The organism is Glutamicibacter sp. MOO4, assembly GCF_056934395.1.
On record NZ_CM167800.1, the window covers coordinates 1,243,637 to 1,261,751 of the forward strand.

Below are 18,115 nucleotides of genomic sequence, written 5' to 3' on the forward strand. Positions count from 1 at the left end.
GTTCCTCCTACTTGTGTGTGTTGATATGCCGTTGACCAGATTGCACCAGCGCGCCAGCCTGCCGACCATTCACGTTCAACTGGGCGTTGAGCTGAACCGTTGACATGATTTGCGCCAACGCAGTTAAGTCGCCATCGGTGAAATTTCGTGCAGACGGTGATGCCTGAGCTGACGCGTACTGTGACACCTCATACGACGGTGGAACAGCAAGCCCTGGCTGATAAGCCGAAGCCACATCATCACCCAAAGACGTGTAGGTGTCGATCAGTTGCTGACGCTTACTCTCGGCACCAACAATCACACCGTCGATAGAATCGACACCGCCAATGGCCATAGTCTTTGACGGGGAATGCATGTCCAAGGATCGTCGGAAAGCTTTCTCTGCGCTCTTGCCGAGCTTGTAGAAAGCATCCTCAACGTTCTTGTTCTTGGATTCCAGACCCTTGACCAGACCCTCCGCGGCGTCAATACCGCCCTTGGACATTGATCGGGTCAGTGATTCGCCGACGTTGAGGCCGGTCGATTCCAATGACCTGAACGATCCGATGAAGCTGTGCCGTTCGCCCTTAGTCATGGACAGCATTGCGTCGGCTAGTTCGAAGGTTCCTGAACTAGTCCATTCGTCAATGACTTGCTGGATCATGTTTTCGCCGAAGCCGAGCTTTTGAAGCTTTGCAACTTTGCCGTTCAGCTTCTTAGCTCCACCAGCCAGGGACTTACCAAAGGACAGTAACCCGCGCTTGCCAGCGAACTTGTTGTAGCCCCACTGATCTTTCTGTCCAGTTAGGCCACCCAAGTCGAATGCGCCAACCATGGAGGATTGCACACCCTTTTGAGCCGAGAGCAGATCATCACGCTTTGACGTGGCTTTGTCGAGCGACATCGATAGCGTGTCTGACTGCTTCTCTAGCCGCAGCAGGTCACGTTCCATGCCGTACGCAGTAGACCGCAACGATGAACGCTTACCCTTAGACAGGTCTTTGTTCTTCGACTGCTCAAACAACTTGTCAACAACGCTCATACCCGAGCCCGAGGTGAAGCTGTCTGTGATTTCGCCACGCTTCAAATCACGTGACAAATCAAAGCGAGCCTCAGACAAACGCCCCTGACGCTCACGTTCTTCCTTGGCTGCCTCTTGAGCTTTCTTCTTAGCTTCGTCAGCACGCTTCTTAGCGTCCTTAGCCGCCTTGTCCGAAGCCTTCTTAGAAGAATCGCTAGACTTCTTAGACGCTGTAGCCTCAGCCTTGAGTTGCTTGAGCTCGTACTTAGCGTCGTACAAATCAGCCTTGAGAGCCGCCTTACGAGCCTTATTCTTCTTATCCCCAGACATCAACGAGAACTGACGCTGTAGCTTGTCAACCTTGGACTGTTGCGCTCCAACACGGCCACCTGATGCGAGGCCAGCAAGGTGCTGTACTGCAGGGTCGTCGCGATTGATGGCTGACAAAATGCCGTTGTATTTGTCGGAGCTCTTGTTGTTGATGATCCATTCGCGGTCATCCACCCAAGCGATTGGGTTTCCCTTGGAGGTCATCGCAAGAATTTGATCAGTACCCAACCCAGTGGAAGGCAACTGTCCGCCGTCGGTGTAGCCAGGCAAACTTGCCCGGCCACCGTTAGCGTTCTCAGTCAAACCGCCACGACCACCACGCCCAGTGGAAGTTTGACCGCCACTGATGACTACGCGGGTGTGAATGGTTGACCAACGGTCAGCGGCCGCAGCATTCAAAGCGGCGATTGCTCCACCAACAATTGGGTTAGCGGTAATCGTTGCGATACGGGCCTGAGCGACCGTATCCAACTCTCCGTCTGCTGTACCAGTGTTGGTAGCTTGCGCCTTGATCTGAGCTTCACGGTACTTATTAGCGACAGCGTCAGCTTTCTTACCTGTCACCTCCGCTGTACCGTTGTCAGTCACTTCGATACGACCGTCAGGCAACGTTGTTACCTTGTAACCCATCGCTTCAAGAGCAGCAATAACCTGCGGGCTGTTCTCGTCGATCTGGATCTTGCCGTCCGGTGTTGCCTTGACGAGCTCGTGAATACTAATCAGCTTGGCACCGATGTCGTCAGTGTTCGAATCGAAACTGATGTACACCGAGCCGGGAATCAAGTTCAGCTGATCGGCATACGCTGACGCTGCCTCCCTGCTGTAACCCATCGCCATTGCTTGTTCGATGAAGTTCTCACGACCATGCGCGATCTGTTCAGCCATCTCAGCGGTGGTGGCCCCTGCTTCACGCATGGGATCAATGACACCGAGAGTGCTAGAAGCAATTCCGTCGAGGGCTGCAGCGCTTTCCAAGTACTTCTGTGAAGTACTGTCTATTGCTTCACCGCTCTTGTTTACGACCTTGCCGTTTGCATCGATAGCTTCTGACGCAGAGTTGATACTTTCTTGAAGTCCACGGATCGCTTCGTTCTCACCGATTACGATCATGCCCGTTCGAACCATCGCATCGTAGAAGTCGTCAACCTTCTGCGCTGCAGCTTCAGCATCCGCAGCGATAAGCTCGTATGCTTCAGCTGCTGTAGTAGCACCCTGCGCGGCAGCTTCGCCAGCTGGCAATCCGTCAAGCATCGCCTGAACAAGACGCTCCTGCGAAACTTGCGTTTCACCATTAGCAGTCAATGCCTGATAGGCGGCATCCCGATACTGCGGGAACATGTCAATAACGTCTTGAACATCACCGCCACGTTCAGTGGCGGAATCCATGACGCTCTTGAACCCGGCTGCAGCATCTGAGAAATTCCCACTACCAGCGAGATCGCTCAGCGCCTGGTCCATCTTGCCCAAGTTTCCGCGGACAACCTCGGATCCAGACTCTACTCCGGGAAGCCAGGTTCCAAGGAAGTCGTTAGCTTTGTCGTACACGCTCGTTTTGTATAGGCGATCCATCGCAGACGCAATGTCATTGACTGCCGTTGGTACGCCACCGAACTTCGACCCTGCGATTTCTTGTTTGCCGGTTGCTACTGATCCGCTGAATACTTTGTCGAGTGCTTCGGATGCTTTGTCGCCGCTGTCCGTAATGTCGGTGAGGGCATTTACGAACTCGCTGGAATCTATCTTCTTGTCGAAGCCCTTACGGACATCCGATGCAATAGCGGCGGCTGTAGCAATAGCGGTATAGGCTGCAGCTACGCCGAGCGCGGCTTTCTCCATCTTGGACATTGCGCCAGCAGACCCGCCAGCAGATTTGGCAGTGCCGGCCAGCCCATCATTGCCCTTGCGCAACGCACCTGCGAGGTCACGAAGGCCACCAACAGCGCCGATAACCTTTGGCGCGAACTTGGCGAATGCACCACCGGCCAGCAAAGCTACCCCAGCGACGCCACCCATTACGGTCAGTACGGTTTTTACTGGTCCTGGTAGGTCTTGCCATGCGCCGACCAGATCAGCGACCGCTTCAGCTATTCCTGCGACGGCCGGCAGCAGGACTGCGCCGGCATCGATGCCAGCATCTTTAATATTGTTCCATGCGATACGGATCTTAGACTGTGCGGTCTCGTAGCGTTTTCCAGCTTCTTCAGCTAGTGCAGTGTTTTCTTCCCACGCCTTGGCCCCGAGAGAGAGCGAATCAGACAGTAGGTCGCCGGAGTTGGCGAGGGCGAGCATGACCTGAGTTTCCTCAGTGCCCTTGATGCCCATTTCTTTCAGGGTCGCGGTGACGTTGCCACCTGCTTCGTTCACACCATGGATACCCTTGGACACCAAGTCCAATGCTTCTACTGGTGATTCGCGGAACTTGGTTGCGAACTCGTCGGCAGAGAGTCCGGCGACCTTGGCGAATGACTCTAGGCTGTCTCCACCTTCATCAACGGCACTACGCATCTTCAGTAGGACACGGGTGGTGACACCGCCACCGAGCTCAGCCTTCACACCCATGGAAGCCAGGGTGTTCGACAAGGCGAGCACGTCAGCTTCAGACGCTCCAACCGTTGCACCAGCGCCAGCGATGCGTTGAGCCATCGACAGAATTTCGGACTCTGTGGAAGCACCATCGTTACCGAGTGCTACCAGTGCAGAACCGAACCTTTCGACGCCCTTGGAGCCTTCACGCTCCATCGTGCCCATCACGTTGCTAATCTGCGCGATGTTTGTGGCGGCTTCTTCAGCAGTGAGGTTGGTGGACTCCCCCAAGTCGACCATCGTCTTAGTGAAGCCAGTTACGTCCTTACGGGCTACGCCGAGCTGTCCGGCAGCTTCAGCAACCGCGGCAATCTCTGTGTGAGTAGACGGGAGCGTCTTTGCAAGGTTCCGGAGTTCACCCTCCAGCTGGGCCATCTGCTGAGGTGAACCGTCAACAGTTTTGGTTACGCCAGTCCAAGCGGACTCCCAATCGATGGCGGCTTTGGTGGAGAGAGCGAGAGCGCCAACGATTGCCGTACCGCTGGCAACCATGCCGCTTGAAACCTGCCCCCAAGCTCGATCATGAGTTGAAGCCGTCTGAGCCATTCGCCCAATGCTTGACTCCGCTTTCTGACCGGCCTTTTCAGTTTCGTTAGCGGTCTTCTTTGCGGCGTCAGCGGCGGCGGCCATATCGCGTTTGAAAGCGCCAATTTCGGCTTTGATTCGGACTATTACATCGCGCTCAGCCACATTGGCACCGCCTATTCAATTATTCGTACGAAAGTGACTAGAATCAGCCTCGATAACTCGCATTTTTCGAAGCGGAGAAACAATGAAAAAATATGCCGTAGCGTTCTCTGTCACGGCCATGCTTGCCTTGACAGGATGCAGCGCCGGGACCAATGAAGCGGCAACCGGATCTGAGTCTTCAACGCCAATAGCTCGCTACGATTCGGTGAATGACCTGCGCGACGCATTCGTAAATGCTGGTGGCGAATGCCCGAGCTATGAGCAGGGCAACGGTGTGAAATATTCGGCAGAGTCGGCTACATGCTCTGACTCGACGGTGCTGTCGACTTACCTGTCTTCAGAGACAGTACAAAAGCGTGTCGATGAATCAAAGACAGCCCTTCAGGGAATGGATTCATCAACATGGCTGGTTGGTGAAAATTGGATAATAAATGCACCAAACCCTGAAGGACTTCAAGAAAAAATGGGAGGTCAACTTATTTCTTGGGGTGATACAACTGAACTAGATGTATATGAGAATCAGTTTAAGAAATGGCTTCTCGATGACCCTGCGAGTTTTGCCAGCTACGATTTCCGACCTGCACTTGCCATTGGACACAGAGTTTGCGAAATCTATGACACGGGCGACCATCAAGACGTTCTCAATTATCTAAGCCCACTAGCGGGTGAAGATTTCAATTCGGAACAACTAGGTGCGATCCTCGGAATTTCGGTGGGAACTCTGTGCCCAGAGCATGGTGATGAACTACCTGACAGCTAGTCCTGGTCCCATACTGGGTAGAAAAGTTGTCCTGGGTATTGGTTGTTTTTGTTGTCGTTGTGTGCGGCTTCTTTAGCTTCGCATGCGTGGCAGATAGTTTCTTTCCACTCGACACGACCGACATTGTCATCTCCGAAACCGATGGATGACGGGACACCACATGAGTGGATGCTGTCCTCGTACTGTTGCAGGGCCAACGCCATGACGCGGTCTTGCTCCAACCATCGCCCGTTGTCTGCACGGAAGCCCAACAAGACGGTGACGGGGATCCTCCACGACCGGGCTGTTTTAGCCCAGGTGATGAAGTGTCCCCATCGCCGTGTTGTCATGGCCGCTACGATTTTGGGACGGTGACCTCTGGGGTCTCGTTGTTCGCCTTGTATGCGGCATCTGCGAGTAACCCGATTTGGGATTCGCCGAGCTTCTCGTACAAGGTTCGAGTCTGGTCCAAGGTGAGTTGCTTCCACCCTTCACCGACCTGCATTTTGGTGGCTTCAGCGATCATCCGCAACGTGGTTTCGTGGTTGATGACCTTGTCGGTGAATTCTTTGACACCGATGCGGAGGTAGGCGTTGATGTCTGCGGGCACGGTGATTTCCATGCGCTTGCAGGTTTTCTTCGCTTCGGTCCGGCCCATGGCGGCTGCTTTGTCTATCTTGTCGGTGCATTCGTCCAAGACTTTTTCGCGGATCGCGTCGGTTTCTTGCTTGGTGAGTGCGGTGACGCGGAAGACTCGTTTGGACTGGTCGATCCGGTTCCACAGGTCGTCGATCTGTGCTTCGAGTTCGGCGTTGGGGTTGTTGGTGCCGCCTAGTGCTTCGTCGCCTTCAGCTACTTGTTCTACAGGCTGTTTCTGGGCTTCGAGTGCTTCGACCTCGGCGATGAGGTCCATGCGTGCGTAGAGGTTGACGTTGTGGGTGTTTCGTTCGCCGGTTGCTAGCCACTGGTCGAGGTCTAGTTCGGCGTTTGGTGCAATGTTTTCAGACACGGTTGACTCCTAAAGGTTTGGGAGACTCCCTAAAAGGTTTAGAGTCCGGGGAGGGGCGGGAGTCAAGCACCCCTACCCGGACTGGTCTTTACCTGCGGTTACCGACTATGGGCCAGCAACGATGGCACGAGCCTTGAACGCCTGCGGAGCAAACGACATGCCGAACTTCTCGTAACCAGCCGTAGCTGGCGACAGTGGGCGTGGGGTCAAGGTGGTCACCTGCATCACGGATACTTCATCAGCAGCCACATATGGCGTATCTGATGGGTCTTCGCCGTCAGCAACCTGACCGATACGCTCCACGAGGTAACCGTTGATGTCCTTATCGGTGAACGTGGTCCACGCGATGTCGTCGGCGGTTTCCTTGAATCGGAACATGTTGAAGGCAGCTTCAACAGTGTCGATACCAGGCGCACCAGCTTCGATGTCGTCACACAAAGACTGGTCGACAACAATGTTGGTACCGGTTACGCCGAAGCTGTAATCGGCTGCGGTTACGAGGCAAGTCAGCTGCACGCCAGCGTTGAGCTCTGCCGCGGTTGGGCTCTTGATATTCGCGATGGTCGGCACCCAGTCAAGGCGACGGTTCGCGGTGTTCAGCATCTTTGGTCCGGGAGCGGCCATTGCTATTTACCTGCTTTCTGGGAAGGAACTTCTTTGAGTCGTGGGAATCGTCCGTCGACCCACGTTTCTGGGACTGGTCGGCGAACGACTTCTCCGGTGACGGTGTCGTACACGCGTACTTTCTTGTTTGGGTCGTACACGCGTTGTGGTTTGACTGGTTCGGTCACGGTGTTGGCCGGCGCGGTGGCTGGCTCAGTGACCTGTTTGGGGGTTGCCAAGGGTTGGCCTCCTAATTGGTGGTGAGCCGCCATGAGAGCGGCAGGTAGAACCGGGCCGGTGTGACCTGGTTGTCTGTGAGTGGCGTTGCTACCCGGAACGCGTTTGCGTCGGGTTTGAGCCAGTGGTTCCCTATGCGGGTGTTGGTGAGTGCTTGAGCGACGTATTGGGCGCACATGCGTGAGTGTGCTGGCGTGGGGCCGACGCAGTTAGTTTGTGGCGCCCAGTCGTGAACTTGGGTGTCTGTTTTGCCGGTGAGGTCCGGGTCTTGAATGTCGGCGGTGATTCCGGAGAGCAGTAGAACGTACGGGAGGATGTAGCCTGCGCCGTCGGCGGGGAGCTTTTCGGGTACGTACCCGTCATAGATACGGCCACCTAAAGCGGGGATTGCTTTTAGGGTGGCCGTGAGCTCTGTATTCAGTTGTGTAGCGTCCACTTACTTACCCGCCTATTGCTTTTGCTGCGAGTTGCGCCATTGCCTGCGCGAACGCTGGTTCGTGCTTGTCCGCTGCCGGGCCCATGAACGGTCGAGCCGCCATACGCGACGTACCCATCTCGACATAGACGGCATAATTGGCAGATGCGCGAACCTCGGCAGATGGTGAATCGTGCGAGACGCTCCGCAAGTCGCTAGTTTTGACGGATGATTTCAGATTGCCTGTCTTCACCGGGGAAAGCGTCTTAGCAGTAGCTTCAATATCCTTCGCCGTCTTCTTCACCGCTATCTTGGCTAGTTGACCGGCAACCTTAGGAACAGTGCCGAGATCTGCAGCGAGGGATCGCAGTTCCGATGCATCGAAGCTCATGGGGTACCGCCTAAGGGTTTTGTTGGGTTTGGTTTTCCCATGCGATGAAGTCGTTAGCCCACAACTCGGATCCGGTCATGCGCTGTTTGAGCGTGTACTCAACCCCGTTGCTGGTGACGATGTCGCCGCGCTCCCCCACGTGAAGTGGTGGAAGCGGATTCACCGCAAGCATCGGGAGCTGAATCAGATATTGGCGTGACTCAGTTGGTTGGTCTGTTGGGAACGCTGTTGATTCACGCTTCAGCTCCTGAATACGTGTCATCCCAGACCAAACCGGCGTGCGTCCCGTCCACCCGTCAGGTATCGGGAATGGTGCTGGCCCATCAGTGACACGCTCAATGACACAGTCCGCAGTCATGCCACCAGCAACCACCGGACGATGATGCTCAGACCAACCAGCCGGGATGATGCCGGTTCCGGGGAAAGGCATTAGAAGGCCCTCCACGATTCAAGCTCACTCAACCCGGATCCGGTGTCGATGATTTCAAACACGCCACCAAAGTCAGGGTCTTCATTGTCAGCACGCTGACGTAAGCCTGTGGCTTGCTTGCGCAGTTCAGCAGCAACGCTTGGCCCATCTATTGATAGGTCTTGCGTGCGTATCTTCTTCGAAGTCAGGACTTCACTCGTCGCGATAGCGTCGAGCGCGTCAGCGGCAGCCCGGTAGACAGCCCACCGGGCACCGTCTTCCCAGCCCTGCAACTCCAAATAGGTTTGCAGGGTCTGGTCGTCGAGTAGTGGAGGGGTGGCCATGTCTGCGATTAGTACACGCACGTGCTTGATTGGTGTTTCGTAGTCCATGACCACCACTCCCCTATCCGATGTGTTTAGACCGTGCCGTTCGAGGCATAAACGCCTGAGGTGAAGCCCTTGTCGATACCGTAAACGTCGCGGCCACGGAACCAGATGGAATCGTCGTTGAACGATCCTGCATCAACCGGTACAGTGCCACCGCCTGGGCGTTCGCCCTGGTCACGCTTGACGCGGATGTCCACGTTTTCCTCGCCCGAAAGCAAGGTGCGGATGATTGCTGGCAGATCCGAGGAACCGGCAGGAACCAAAGCCCAACCGGTGGACTGTGCAGCGCCGAGACGCTTGCCAATCGCACGGGATTCCAGTGGTGTGACAACACCCTTGAATGGGTTCTGCACACGGGTCTTGGTGACCTTCGCGCCGTCGGTGACCTGCATTTCCAGTTCGTATGCGTTCAGTACGCGTAGAACCTCGGAGCGTAGGCCAGCCGAGTGAACCAACACGAGGTTGGACACGTCGACCAGATCGCCACGGTGGTCAACAATCTGTGACAACTGCTTGATAGCAGCATCCAGGTTGTCAGCGGTGAACTTCTTGGTGTCCACGGTGCCGAAGAAGTCAGCGCTCCAGTTGCCGGCGGTAGCGTCGACCAGCAGGTCTGCTACACGGCTGTTCTGGCCCTTGACCGAGCCGTTGCCCAGTACTACAGGGAAGTTGGCTAGTGCGGTGAACTGGCGGGAACGGCGAAGCTCCCACGACAGGCCGTAAGACTTACCGTGCTTTTCAGCGCCGTGAGTCAGTTCGGTTTCGTTCATCGAACCGGACTTGTACTCTTCGAGTTCCTTCACGGTCTCGAATTCGTCCGAGCCCCACAGGTCAACCAGCTTGTGACGGTTGAAGTCGTCCACAGTGATGTTGGTGAGGATTGGTTCGAATTCCTTTACCGCAGCTTTCTGGGCTGCGATGGCCTTCTTGGTGAATGCGTCACCGAGCAGGATTGGGAAGTCGTCGGTGCTGAATGCTTCGAGCAGGCGTGCCTGTGCGAATGGGTCGGATCCGGTGCGGCCGGCACCGAACAGCTTGGCGGCTTCGTGGACGCGCTCTTCGTGGGAGGATGCGCGGCGGAAGCCTTCCTGTGCAATTTCGTGAGTCATGGTGTTGACTTCCTTTCTTAGGCGGTTGCGCCAGCGGTGTAGCCGAGCGGCACGACCTCAACGGGTGCGGTGCCGGTGGTCTTCGATGCGAGCGCTACGCCCCAAGGGGTGTTGCCGGTCGCGGTGGCGGTAAGTACGCCAGCCGAAGTGATGTAGACGGGCAGGCCCTGGGTGGCGAGAGCACCGGTAACGGGGATGTCCCAGGAACCGTCCAACCAGATGGTGACCTTTTCGCCGATGGCAGCATCAATCTGTGCTACGCCGGAGATCTGGCCTACCTGTACTGGGTCGCCGGACTTGATCGCCTTGGTGGCGGTGACGGTGATGTGTAGGGCGTTGGTGTAACGCTGGTTCTTTGCCACGGTGTTGCCTCCTTAGAGTGCGTTGATGATGTCTTCGTCGGAGACAGAAGTCTTCGACTCGGTGATGGTCTGGGAGCCAAGTCCGCGTGGCTGGCCTGCACCTTGGTCGGCTTCGTTCTTCGCTGCAGCTTCGGTGACTTCTGCACGGAACTTGTCTGCGTCGAAGTCGTCCGGGGTGGCTGCAGATTCGGCCAAGCGGGTGTAGAGCGCTGGTGCGTCTTCGCCGAAGGCTTCTACGACAATGCGCTTGGCTTCTGCGATGCGGTTCGCGGTAGCTTCGGTCGCACGCTCTGCGGCTTCCTGTGCTCGTGCGTCCTTTTCGGCCTGCAGTTCCGCTTCTAGGGCGGTGACCCGGCCGGCGGACTCGCGGAGCTGGGTCAGCTCTGCTTCCTCAATCTGGGTGGTTGCCATGGAGGCTTCCTCCTTCTTGTTTTCGGTTACCCCGGCCGGAGTGGCGGGGAGAATGACGGGGTCGTATTCGACGCGTCGGCGTACCTCAACTGGGTCGCCGGTGAGGGTGACGTTTACGCCGGTTAGCTCGTAGGCCTGCCGGAAGTATTTGTCGCCGATTTCGTAGTAGACGTAGGTGTCATCGTGGTCAGCTACCCAGGCATAGTTGTCGTGGGAGGCGCGTACTGTGGCTTGCAACCACATGCGCACGTCGCTGGCTGTTGCTTCAGCGATGATGGACCGTGACTCTATGGCTTTGGCTGCTTCTAGGATTTGGTCGACTTTTCCGCCACGGCCTGCCACGGTCACAAGGTCGGCACGGTTGAACGGGTCGGGAATGATTCGTTCAACGACTTTCTTCCCTGACTCGTCTGTACTAATCTCTGCGCTGGCGAAGATGCTGGCGCCAATGTGTTCGTGGAAGTCTTCGACTAGGTCACGCCATGCGGAAGCTACTTTGGCTTCGGCCTGTAGCGCCCCGCCTTCGCCGATGTATGCGTCTTCGTCGAGGACGATGGCAAGGTTTCGGAGTGAACCCTCGGGGCGTTCAATCATCTCTGTTGGGGTGTCGTGGTCGATCATTCCCAACGTGCCACGAGGGAAAGCACGCTCCTGAGCGGCAGTAGCCAACACCTCTGGGGTGTAGCCACCACTGGATCCTTGACCCGGCGTGATTAGGGTGAGCAGGATACGTCCGGGACCGCGCCGGGTTGCGGTGGCCGCTTCACGGATTCTTTTAGGCACGGGGCCTCCTATAATCATGGTCATGGGGTTAGACAACGCGAATGACACACCAGGTGAACCGGGGGCATGCCCGGGCCATGAGTGGCGGGTCGGCAAGGTGTACTTGCGTCCGACTGGCGGATCCATGTCGGTTGTCTGTAAGTGGTGTGGGACGGTGCAGTATGAGCCGTCACGAAGCGATGGCTTGTAGGTCTCTTACTGGGGTTTGTGTGTAGGAGTCTCGCCATGCGTCTGATTTGCGGAGTGTGGCGAGGTCTTCCCATTGGATTTGACCGTCGTTGAGTAGCTGCATCCGGGTTGGCCCCATGATTGCTAGTTTGGAGTCGTCGGTGAGTCCGTCGTACCAAGTGCGTGCGTCGGGGAAGGTGTCGGCTGGTTCGTCAATACCTGTGAAGCCAAGCTCAGCCCACGACTTGGTGATGTCAATGCGTGCACACCGGCCGTTCTGATGGTCAATCGGCCCGAACTCGTCTACCGGGTACAAGGTGCCATGCTTCGATAGGCAGGATGGGCAGGTGCGCCGATCTAGCGTGCACTGCCACTTCCAACCGGTCAGCAAGTCAGTGTTTGACTTAGCCGCAGCTAGCGACCCGTTGCGGTGTGCGTCCAGCATCTCTGTGCGGGCGATCCTGGTTGCGCGGGCTAGTCCCCCGTTGAAGTGTCCTTCGGTAGCTTTCATCAGCTTGCGGGCCACTTCACGAGGATTGTCACCGACGGCTATGCCTCGCACTAGTTCTTGGCGCATCGCTTGAACAACCCACCCAGCCAACGGCTTGCTTGCCGCATGAATCTGTTGGGTCGTTCGGGTAACGATTGCGTCCAATGCTTCCGGCGCGGGTGCATCCAAGTTGAATGACACACCGGCTTGGTTTGCTGGTAGCTGTGACTGTAGGACTGCTTGGTGTGAGCTCACAGCGTCGAGGACTGCTTCAGCGAGACTGTTTTCTATGACTTCGTTCGCGCCGCGGGTTAGCTCATTGAGTGTGGCTCTTGCTTGCCGGAGAGCGGACTGTAGGCGCCGGTTACGTGCAACTACTGCACGGGGCAACCGGTCAGGCGCACCGTGCAAGAGATCCAATAGGGCTTCGTTGAATAACGGTGTGAGTGAATCCCACGCGTCCACCCATGACCGGGTTAGTTCTATGACTTGTTCGTCGGTCATGCGTTGCAGTCGCCGGCGTGTGTCGGCGGCTATCAAGAGTGTTTCGTCTGTGACAGCCACCGATCATCACCGCCTTATACTTCTTCTGCTGGGTCTTCACCACGGCGGAATGCATCCACAGCGGCTTGACCGGCAGCACCAATCGGGTCAATGAAGTTGCCGTTTTCGTCCTGCAGTTCAGCCAACCATTCGTCAACGTCACGCACGTTCAACGCACGCATGACGAGTTCAGCAAGAAGCAACGGTGGGATGTGACCGTCTGCCTTTTCCAAGGCTTCCATCATCGTCTTAGCGTCGATCTTGGAGATGTCCGGGAACGTGATCGTTAGCGTGCGGTCTTCCTCGTTGTTGAGGATGGTCTCTAGCCGGTCACCGTCACGAACAGTTTTCCCTTGACCACGCAGTAACCCACGTGGTGCGATGACTGCATGGTCGATGACGTAGCCGAGGATCTGACGGCGAGCTTCACGCCACACGTCCTGTCGGCCCTGCATGGTCAGTTCGGTTGGCTTGTCCAATGTTTCCGCTACAGCTCGTGCGCCGGTCTGGCCGGGGTCAGCCAACAACATGGTCACTGGGATACCCAACGCAGTGGCTACCATGGCAGCCAGGGGTTTAGCCGACTCGGAGTCGATGGTCGCCCCAGTCTTAGGGATCGCTTCAAGCTTCGTGTCATCCGTAGCGTTCACACTGCCACCAGCTGTCATGCCCGGGATCTTTTCCAGTTCACGACGGGCGTTAGCAGTAGTACGTTTCCCGGACTTGCCGACGCGTTGCCAAACAATCTTGGACAGCGCATTCATCATGACAGCCCATGATTCAAGGAATTCCTTGTACCCGCGAGCCCATGGGATTGCTGCGTATGCGTCGCCGATGCCGTATTGCCAACCGGTGAGGGCGTTGACCTTCACATGGTAGATCGGGGCATCCCACACGATTTCGTGCTGTTCGTTTGAACCGGCTGGCCGGTAGAAGCGTTGGCGGATCTGTGGGCGGTAGTCGTAGCGCGGATGGTAGGTGATGATTTCTTGTTCGTCGCCTGTGGTGGTGCGTCTGTTGTAGACCCGCTTGTAATAGCGGACTGTCAACGAGTCTTCAGGGTCAGTGACTTGTTCTTGGATTTCTTCGAACTGGATCACTCGCGGCTTCACACGCCCTGTGAGTGGGTTGGTGAAGAGTGCGAAGAACACGTTGCCGTCAGTTCCCAATGCGAGCTCGTTGCGTGCCTGGGCTTGCGGTCCTGCGAAGACTTCGCGTACTTCGGCGTCATCCAGCCATGTTTGAACGATGTCGTTGACTTGTTCTCCGGTGGCTGTGGTTCCTACGCCTTGCCCGAAAACATATGCTGCGCGTAGTTCTAGCCCACGTTTGATTAGCGGGTTAGCTATCGCGAATATGCGGCATAGTTCAGCGTTGCGACGCCGTGCCTCTGGGGTGAGTTCTCGTTGTCCGTCCTGCAGGATTCGTTCCCAGCCAGCGTCTTCACGCGCTAACGACAATTGGGCCATGGACTCGGTGAGGTTCTCGATCTTGTGTTCGAGTGTGCCCACGGTGCCTACAGGGACTGTCTCAGTTGCTGTGGTGGTGTCTGATTCTTGGGTGAATCCAAGCCACGTGCGTATGCCCATGGGTGACACCTCGTTTCGTTAGTACTGGGATAGGTAGTAGCCCTGTTCGTCCAGGACGTCGTATTCGTCAGGTTGGACTAGTTCGTCTTCGACACTGTCTATCCGGTGTAGGAGTAACTGGTTGACTGCTTGGGACATGGTGTCTAGCTGGTCATCGTTGGCGCCTGCAGGGAATGACAGTGCTTCTTGGGTGAAGTGTTCTATCCATGGGCAGAGCGTGGTGGATGGGAGAACAATGTTTTTTGAGAACGCCAATGGTGAAACGGCGGATACGCGAGCGTATTTGGATCCGACTGGTTCCACTGGGATCAGGCCGATGATGGTTTGTTTGAGCGAGTTCATCACTGCTGGGCCGTTAGCTTTGTCTTCCACGAGCTTCGCTGTCGCTTCAGGCCACTTCGCTGTGAGCGCTGTGATCGCGTCACAGGTCTCGTTGAAGTTCATCCGCCGGCGCACCTGGTCTAGCAGATAGGCGATATTGCCGACGCGCAGCCAGACTTGGCCAACAACGTAGTCGCTGGTGTTCTCACCCTTGAATGCGAGGTCCCATGACTGTATGAGTTCGTGATCGTCGCGGTCGATACCGGGCACTGTGTGCCTGCCGTCGGGGTGTTCGATCCAGAGTGGTTGGTCGTAGCGTTCCCACTCTGTTGGTAGTACGCCGCCGTCGTCCAAGGTTGGGTTGCCTTGGTAGAGGGATTGCCACACTTTGGGGCCGACAGATACTTTGATCTGTTCCCACTGGTGTGGGGTACGCTGTCGGGCTGATTCGAGCCATTCACCGGGTTTACGCCCTAGCGGGTCGCCTTCGACAGCTTCGGCAGGAATGTTGAGTACAGTCCAGCGGTCAGCGTCTTCACCAGCGAGCAACCGACCGGCTAGGTCATCGGCATGCCAGCGAGTCAGCACAAGGATGACTGGAGCCCCGGGTGCGAGGCGGGTGATACCGACTGACTGCCAGAACCCCCACGCTTGCTCACGATAGGTTTTCGAGTAAGCCTGCTCAAGGTTGCTGATGGGGTCGTCAATGAACAGCGCATCAACAGCGCGACCTGTTAGACCACCGCGGATACCGACTGAGCGGACGCCACCCTTGTTGGCTTCGAGCTTCCAACGTCGTGCAGCGCCGTTGTCTTTGGCAACACGTAGCCCGAGGTCAAGGGTTTCGTCATCACCATCGTTGGATGCGATGTGGTTTCGGATGTTCCTGCCAAACTCGTCAGCGAGGTCTTGGGCGTAGGAAACAATAGCTATACGTCGGTCCGGGTTTCGGGTGAGGAACCAGAGCGGGCCGATCGTGGTTACGCGGGTCGATTTTCCTTCCTGGGGCGGCAGGTTGATGATCAGACGATCGATCTCGCCTGCTTCGACCTTCACCAGGTACTCGTCGATTAGGTCTAGTGCGGGGGTCTGCAGCGTGGTGGGCTCGATAGCCTTCGCCAGCTGTCCGGGGGTCTCCCAGTCATGCTCTGGAACTTCGAACGCTCGGGCCGCGTATTCCGCCCAGTCGTAAGCGGCAGACACGGCAGCACCTCCTGCAGTCTAGGTACGCAATAGACGTAATCTTGAAGAATGGAATTTTTTGTTTATGGGAACAGCACGGAAGATCACGAATCTGCGTACGCAAAGCTGTCAGGAAGAGAAGAGAACGGTAATCCACAGGATCGAATAGCTAAAGTTCATTTCAGACACAACAACGAAGAGTTTCTTGTAGAAGTTGGAAAACCCGTCCAGTTGAAGAGATATCGGGGCCATTCGGATCGGTTCTACTGGATCGATGATGGAACTGCCAAGGTCGTTGCCATAGTCCAATCTGTAACCGTTAGAGTACACACGGATAAAGGACAGCCTGGAGGCGGAAAGACCGAATGGAACAACCCCTTCGATATCGGCAGAAACTCAATAATCGAATGGTGGTCTTTCGCAACGATTGACGCGTAGCCCGTTATGCTGTTGACGGCGGTCTTTTTGTCCGCGGTGTGCGCCTCGCGTAGCGGGTCGCTTGTGTGTTGTGTCGGCTTGTTGGCCGCCGTCAAGGGTGTGTGGGGCAGATCTGGATACCCGTTCGAACTTTTACAGTTTCGGATCATGTCCAGTCTTAGCGCCCGTCGCGACTATTGGAGTCGTGCGGGTTGGCAGGAACCCCTCGTCGGCTTGCGGGATTCGAACCCGTATCTTCTCCCCCATGGGAGGTGCTCTGAACCCGTCCAGTAATTCCCTAGCCGTCCTGCTGCAGCAGCGCTAGCGGATATGTGGGGCTACCCCGTTGAGCTATCAGCCGTTGGTGGTCCGCTTCAATTCGGCGGGGAACCATGCCGACCCGCCCGTGCGTTGGCGGGTTTCTACTGGCCATGAGCAAACCAGTGTCGTGCGCTACTCAGTCGTGAACTGGCGGGGACATACCCGGTAGCGCTCCCCCAGGTCTCGTGTACCTCAGGGGCTATTTAGTTGTGCGTGCGGTGGTGCCGGTCTTGGCAGGATGTGTCTACGCCTTGGGGGTACGTAGTCCTGCTGTCAGCGTTCCAATGGCAGTAGGTGTTCCACCCGCGGCGCGGATCTTCACTGGTTACAGTTCTTCGATCTTGGCTTTAGCCTATGGGACAACGAGGCAGATTGTCCAGTTGAAACGGTCGGAAGCCATGTTCAAATGGAAATTGATTGCAATACTTTGAGGACTTCGGCTGGTGAGTGTCCCTCCTGCCGGGTTTTGAGGTCGCATCGTGGGTGGAGTTTGCCGCGTTGCGCCCACTTTTTCGCTCGTTCGTAGTTGATCGAGTAGCCGGCATCGTTGAGGGCGCGGACTACGACGGCGAGTGGTGCGACATGGTGCCAGGCTTGCGCGAACCGGTCGGTGATCCGGTCGGTGAGGTCGTGTTGGCGGTGGCATTCTTTGCATCGGCCGGTGGTGGCTGTTTCGTGGCCTTCGACGATGCCAGCGCATTTGGTGACTGTGCCGTCTGTGCCGAGGTTGAGCGCCCCGCACTCCCCCAGCGGACGCTTCTGAATTGGCCGGTCTGCTGCGGAGAGTACCCGCCATTCAAGGTCACGCAACTCTAGATAGATGTCGCCAACATACTCGCGTTTCCGCATCGTGTGCGCCACGGCTCTGAGGTACTCTGCAGAGTGGAACGTGGTGGTGAAGATCCGCAGGTGCTGTGGTTCCTCCCGCCCGTTCACCCAATGCGCGAGTTCGGTGAGTCGGCGCTCGTATTCGCTGAGCCGTTCAGCCATGTCCAGATTCAGGGGCGCACCCGGCGCCGACGTTCCAGCTGACCCGACGCGGGGTTGCACGCCCTGATTCGCCAACGTCTCCCCCGCCGTCTTCAACGTCGCCGGCACACGATCCAACACTGCACGGAATCGGGCATCGCACTGATTGCACAAGTACAGGCCGGCCGCGGTGCTGTACTCACAAACTTTGCAGGTCATTTCTTTTTCTTCCGACGGGGTGGCTTTGGATTTTCTTTGATATGGTCGCGCAGAGTTTGGGCAATTGCCGAATATGCCACTTCTCGGTAGGAGGGAGGCTGGTGCGCATCTTCTGCGAGGAGCACTGCTGGTGATATCAGATCGTTGTACCCTTTCTTGCCTTCCATTTCCGAAAGGTACGGGTACGCGTCTTTACGAGCCTGGAGCATCTCCACCACGGTTCCGTAATCGCCTTTGATCTCAAACTGATATTCAGCCAATGACGCTTTGTCGGCTACATCTTGCAACGCCCGCGCATAGTGATTCAACGACTGGATACGCTTCTCGTTGCGATCTCGACGGTCCTTGGCGATGTGATAGCCCTGAACAAGGCCACCAGAGATTAGCGTGCCGACGACCCCGATTAGAGTGTGTATCCAAGATAAATCTGCCATGC

19 protein-coding genes are annotated in these 18,115 nt (G+C 56.5%); 2 read left to right on the forward strand and 17 right to left on the reverse strand.

Annotated features, from left to right (window positions below):
• Positions 1 to 7: 7 nt before the first annotated feature.
• Complete coding sequence (locus AC1Z3F_RS05680; protein WP_483566746.1) at positions 8 to 4,603, reverse strand: phage tail tape measure protein; 4,596 nt, start codon at positions 4,601 to 4,603, stop codon at positions 8 to 10.
• 82 nt (positions 4,604 to 4,685) lie between these two features.
• Here AC1Z3F_RS05680 and AC1Z3F_RS05685 point away from each other — a divergent pair, with 82 nt between their 5' ends.
• Positions 4,686 to 5,363, forward strand: coding sequence for a DUF732 domain-containing protein (locus AC1Z3F_RS05685; protein WP_483566747.1), 678 nt, complete (start codon positions 4,686 to 4,688; stop codon positions 5,361 to 5,363).
• Here the strand turns inward: AC1Z3F_RS05685 and AC1Z3F_RS05690 are convergent.
• The 14 genes from AC1Z3F_RS05690 to terL all read right to left on the reverse strand — a co-directional run bounded on the left by AC1Z3F_RS05690 (position 5,360) and on the right by terL (position 15,774).
• Entirely contained in the window at positions 5,360 to 5,692 is a 333-nt protein-coding gene (locus AC1Z3F_RS05690; protein ID WP_483566748.1) for a hypothetical protein, read from the reverse strand. The two genes, AC1Z3F_RS05685 and AC1Z3F_RS05690, sit on opposite strands and share 4 nt — an antisense overlap.
• Before the next feature lie 5 nt (positions 5,693 to 5,697).
• Positions 5,698 to 6,351, reverse strand: coding sequence for a hypothetical protein (locus AC1Z3F_RS05695; protein WP_444613437.1), 654 nt, complete (start codon positions 6,349 to 6,351; stop codon positions 5,698 to 5,700).
• A 105-nt stretch (positions 6,352 to 6,456) separates the two neighbouring features.
• Entirely contained in the window at positions 6,457 to 6,975 is a 519-nt protein-coding gene (locus AC1Z3F_RS05700; protein ID WP_483566749.1) for a phage tail tube protein, read from the reverse strand.
• Between the two features lie 2 nt (positions 6,976 to 6,977).
• Positions 6,978 to 7,193 (reverse strand): hypothetical protein, encoded by a 216-nt coding sequence (locus tag AC1Z3F_RS05705; protein WP_483566750.1) that lies wholly within the window; start codon positions 7,191 to 7,193, stop codon positions 6,978 to 6,980.
• Positions 7,194 to 7,204: 11 nt separating this feature from the next.
• Positions 7,205 to 7,627, reverse strand: a complete 423-nt coding sequence (locus AC1Z3F_RS05710; protein WP_483566751.1) for a hypothetical protein — start codon at positions 7,625 to 7,627, stop codon at positions 7,205 to 7,207.
• 4 nt (positions 7,628 to 7,631) lie between these two features.
• Positions 7,632 to 7,997 carry an HK97-gp10 family putative phage morphogenesis protein gene (locus AC1Z3F_RS05715; protein WP_483566752.1) on the reverse strand — a complete coding sequence of 122 codons (366 nt, stop codon included), beginning with the start codon at positions 7,995 to 7,997 and terminating at the stop codon, positions 7,632 to 7,634.
• A 10-nt stretch (positions 7,998 to 8,007) separates the two neighbouring features.
• Entirely contained in the window at positions 8,008 to 8,427 is a 420-nt protein-coding gene (locus AC1Z3F_RS05720; protein ID WP_483566753.1) for a DUF6093 family protein, read from the reverse strand.
• Positions 8,427 to 8,798: a hypothetical protein gene (locus tag AC1Z3F_RS05725; RefSeq protein WP_483566754.1), complete on the reverse strand. Its 372-nt coding sequence runs from the start codon at positions 8,796 to 8,798 to the stop codon at positions 8,427 to 8,429. The genes AC1Z3F_RS05720 and AC1Z3F_RS05725 overlap by 1 nt, the downstream gene beginning before the upstream one ends.
• 26 nt (positions 8,799 to 8,824) lie before the next feature.
• Positions 8,825 to 9,904, reverse strand: coding sequence for a phage major capsid protein (locus tag AC1Z3F_RS05730; protein ID WP_483566755.1), 1,080 nt, complete (start codon positions 9,902 to 9,904; stop codon positions 8,825 to 8,827).
• A 17-nt stretch (positions 9,905 to 9,921) separates the two neighbouring features.
• Complete coding sequence (locus tag AC1Z3F_RS05735) at positions 9,922 to 10,266, reverse strand: capsid cement protein (RefSeq protein WP_444613444.1); 345 nt, start codon at positions 10,264 to 10,266, stop codon at positions 9,922 to 9,924.
• A 12-nt stretch (positions 10,267 to 10,278) separates the two neighbouring features.
• Positions 10,279 to 11,460, reverse strand: coding sequence for a hypothetical protein (locus AC1Z3F_RS05740; RefSeq protein WP_483566756.1), 1,182 nt, complete (start codon positions 11,458 to 11,460; stop codon positions 10,279 to 10,281).
• A 169-nt stretch (positions 11,461 to 11,629) separates the two neighbouring features.
• Positions 11,630 to 12,682, reverse strand: a complete 1,053-nt coding sequence (locus AC1Z3F_RS05745) for a phage minor head protein (protein WP_483566757.1) — start codon at positions 12,680 to 12,682, stop codon at positions 11,630 to 11,632.
• Between the two features lie 14 nt (positions 12,683 to 12,696).
• Positions 12,697 to 14,250 (reverse strand): hypothetical protein, encoded by a 1,554-nt coding sequence (locus AC1Z3F_RS05750; RefSeq protein WP_483566758.1) that lies wholly within the window; start codon positions 14,248 to 14,250, stop codon positions 12,697 to 12,699.
• An 18-nt stretch (positions 14,251 to 14,268) separates the two neighbouring features.
• Entirely contained in the window at positions 14,269 to 15,774 is a 1,506-nt protein-coding gene (gene terL, locus AC1Z3F_RS05755; RefSeq protein ID WP_483566759.1) for a phage terminase large subunit, read from the reverse strand.
• A gap of 48 nt (positions 15,775 to 15,822) precedes the next feature.
• On the opposite strand from terL, the gene AC1Z3F_RS05760 reads away from it, so the two are divergent.
• Positions 15,823 to 16,191 (forward strand): hypothetical protein, encoded by a 369-nt coding sequence (locus tag AC1Z3F_RS05760; RefSeq protein WP_483566760.1) that lies wholly within the window; start codon positions 15,823 to 15,825, stop codon positions 16,189 to 16,191.
• A gap of 702 nt (positions 16,192 to 16,893) precedes the next feature.
• Here the strand turns inward: AC1Z3F_RS05760 and AC1Z3F_RS05765 are convergent.
• The gene (locus AC1Z3F_RS05765; protein WP_483566761.1) at positions 16,894 to 17,679 is read right to left on the reverse strand and encodes a hypothetical protein; all 786 of its coding nucleotides are present in this window, start codon (positions 17,677 to 17,679) and stop codon (positions 16,894 to 16,896) included.
• Positions 17,676 to 18,113, reverse strand: a complete 438-nt coding sequence (locus AC1Z3F_RS05770) for a hypothetical protein (RefSeq protein ID WP_483566762.1) — start codon at positions 18,111 to 18,113, stop codon at positions 17,676 to 17,678. Before AC1Z3F_RS05770 ends, AC1Z3F_RS05765 begins: the two co-directional genes overlap by 4 nt.
• Positions 18,114 to 18,115 lie beyond the last annotated feature (2 nt).

Excerpts from the sequence above, each read along its gene's own strand:
- AC1Z3F_RS05685 (WP_483566747.1), top strand. The coding sequence starts at position 4,686 with ATGAAAAAATATGCCGTAGCGTTCTCTGTCACGGCCATGCTTGCCTTG.
- AC1Z3F_RS05690 (WP_483566748.1), bottom strand. The coding sequence starts at position 5,692 with ATGACAACACGGCGATGGGGACACTTCATCACCTGGGCTAAAACAGCC.
- AC1Z3F_RS05700 (WP_483566749.1), bottom strand. The coding sequence starts at position 6,975 with ATGGCCGCTCCCGGACCAAAGATGCTGAACACCGCGAACCGTCGCCTT.
- AC1Z3F_RS05715 (WP_483566752.1), bottom strand. The coding sequence starts at position 7,997 with ATGAGCTTCGATGCATCGGAACTGCGATCCCTCGCTGCAGATCTCGGC.
- AC1Z3F_RS05720 (WP_483566753.1), bottom strand. The coding sequence starts at position 8,427 with ATGCCTTTCCCCGGAACCGGCATCATCCCGGCTGGTTGGTCTGAGCAT.
- AC1Z3F_RS05725 (WP_483566754.1), bottom strand. The coding sequence starts at position 8,798 with ATGGACTACGAAACACCAATCAAGCACGTGCGTGTACTAATCGCAGAC.
- AC1Z3F_RS05730 (WP_483566755.1), bottom strand. The coding sequence starts at position 9,904 with ATGACTCACGAAATTGCACAGGAAGGCTTCCGCCGCGCATCCTCCCAC.
- AC1Z3F_RS05750 (WP_483566758.1), bottom strand. The coding sequence starts at position 14,250 with ATGGGCATACGCACGTGGCTTGGATTCACCCAAGAATCAGACACCACC.
- AC1Z3F_RS05760 (WP_483566760.1), top strand. The coding sequence starts at position 15,823 with ATGGAATTTTTTGTTTATGGGAACAGCACGGAAGATCACGAATCTGCG.
- AC1Z3F_RS05765 (WP_483566761.1), bottom strand. The coding sequence starts at position 17,679 with ATGACCTGCAAAGTTTGTGAGTACAGCACCGCGGCCGGCCTGTACTTG.
- AC1Z3F_RS05770 (WP_483566762.1), bottom strand. The coding sequence starts at position 18,113 with ATGGCAGATTTATCTTGGATACACACTCTAATCGGGGTCGTCGGCACG.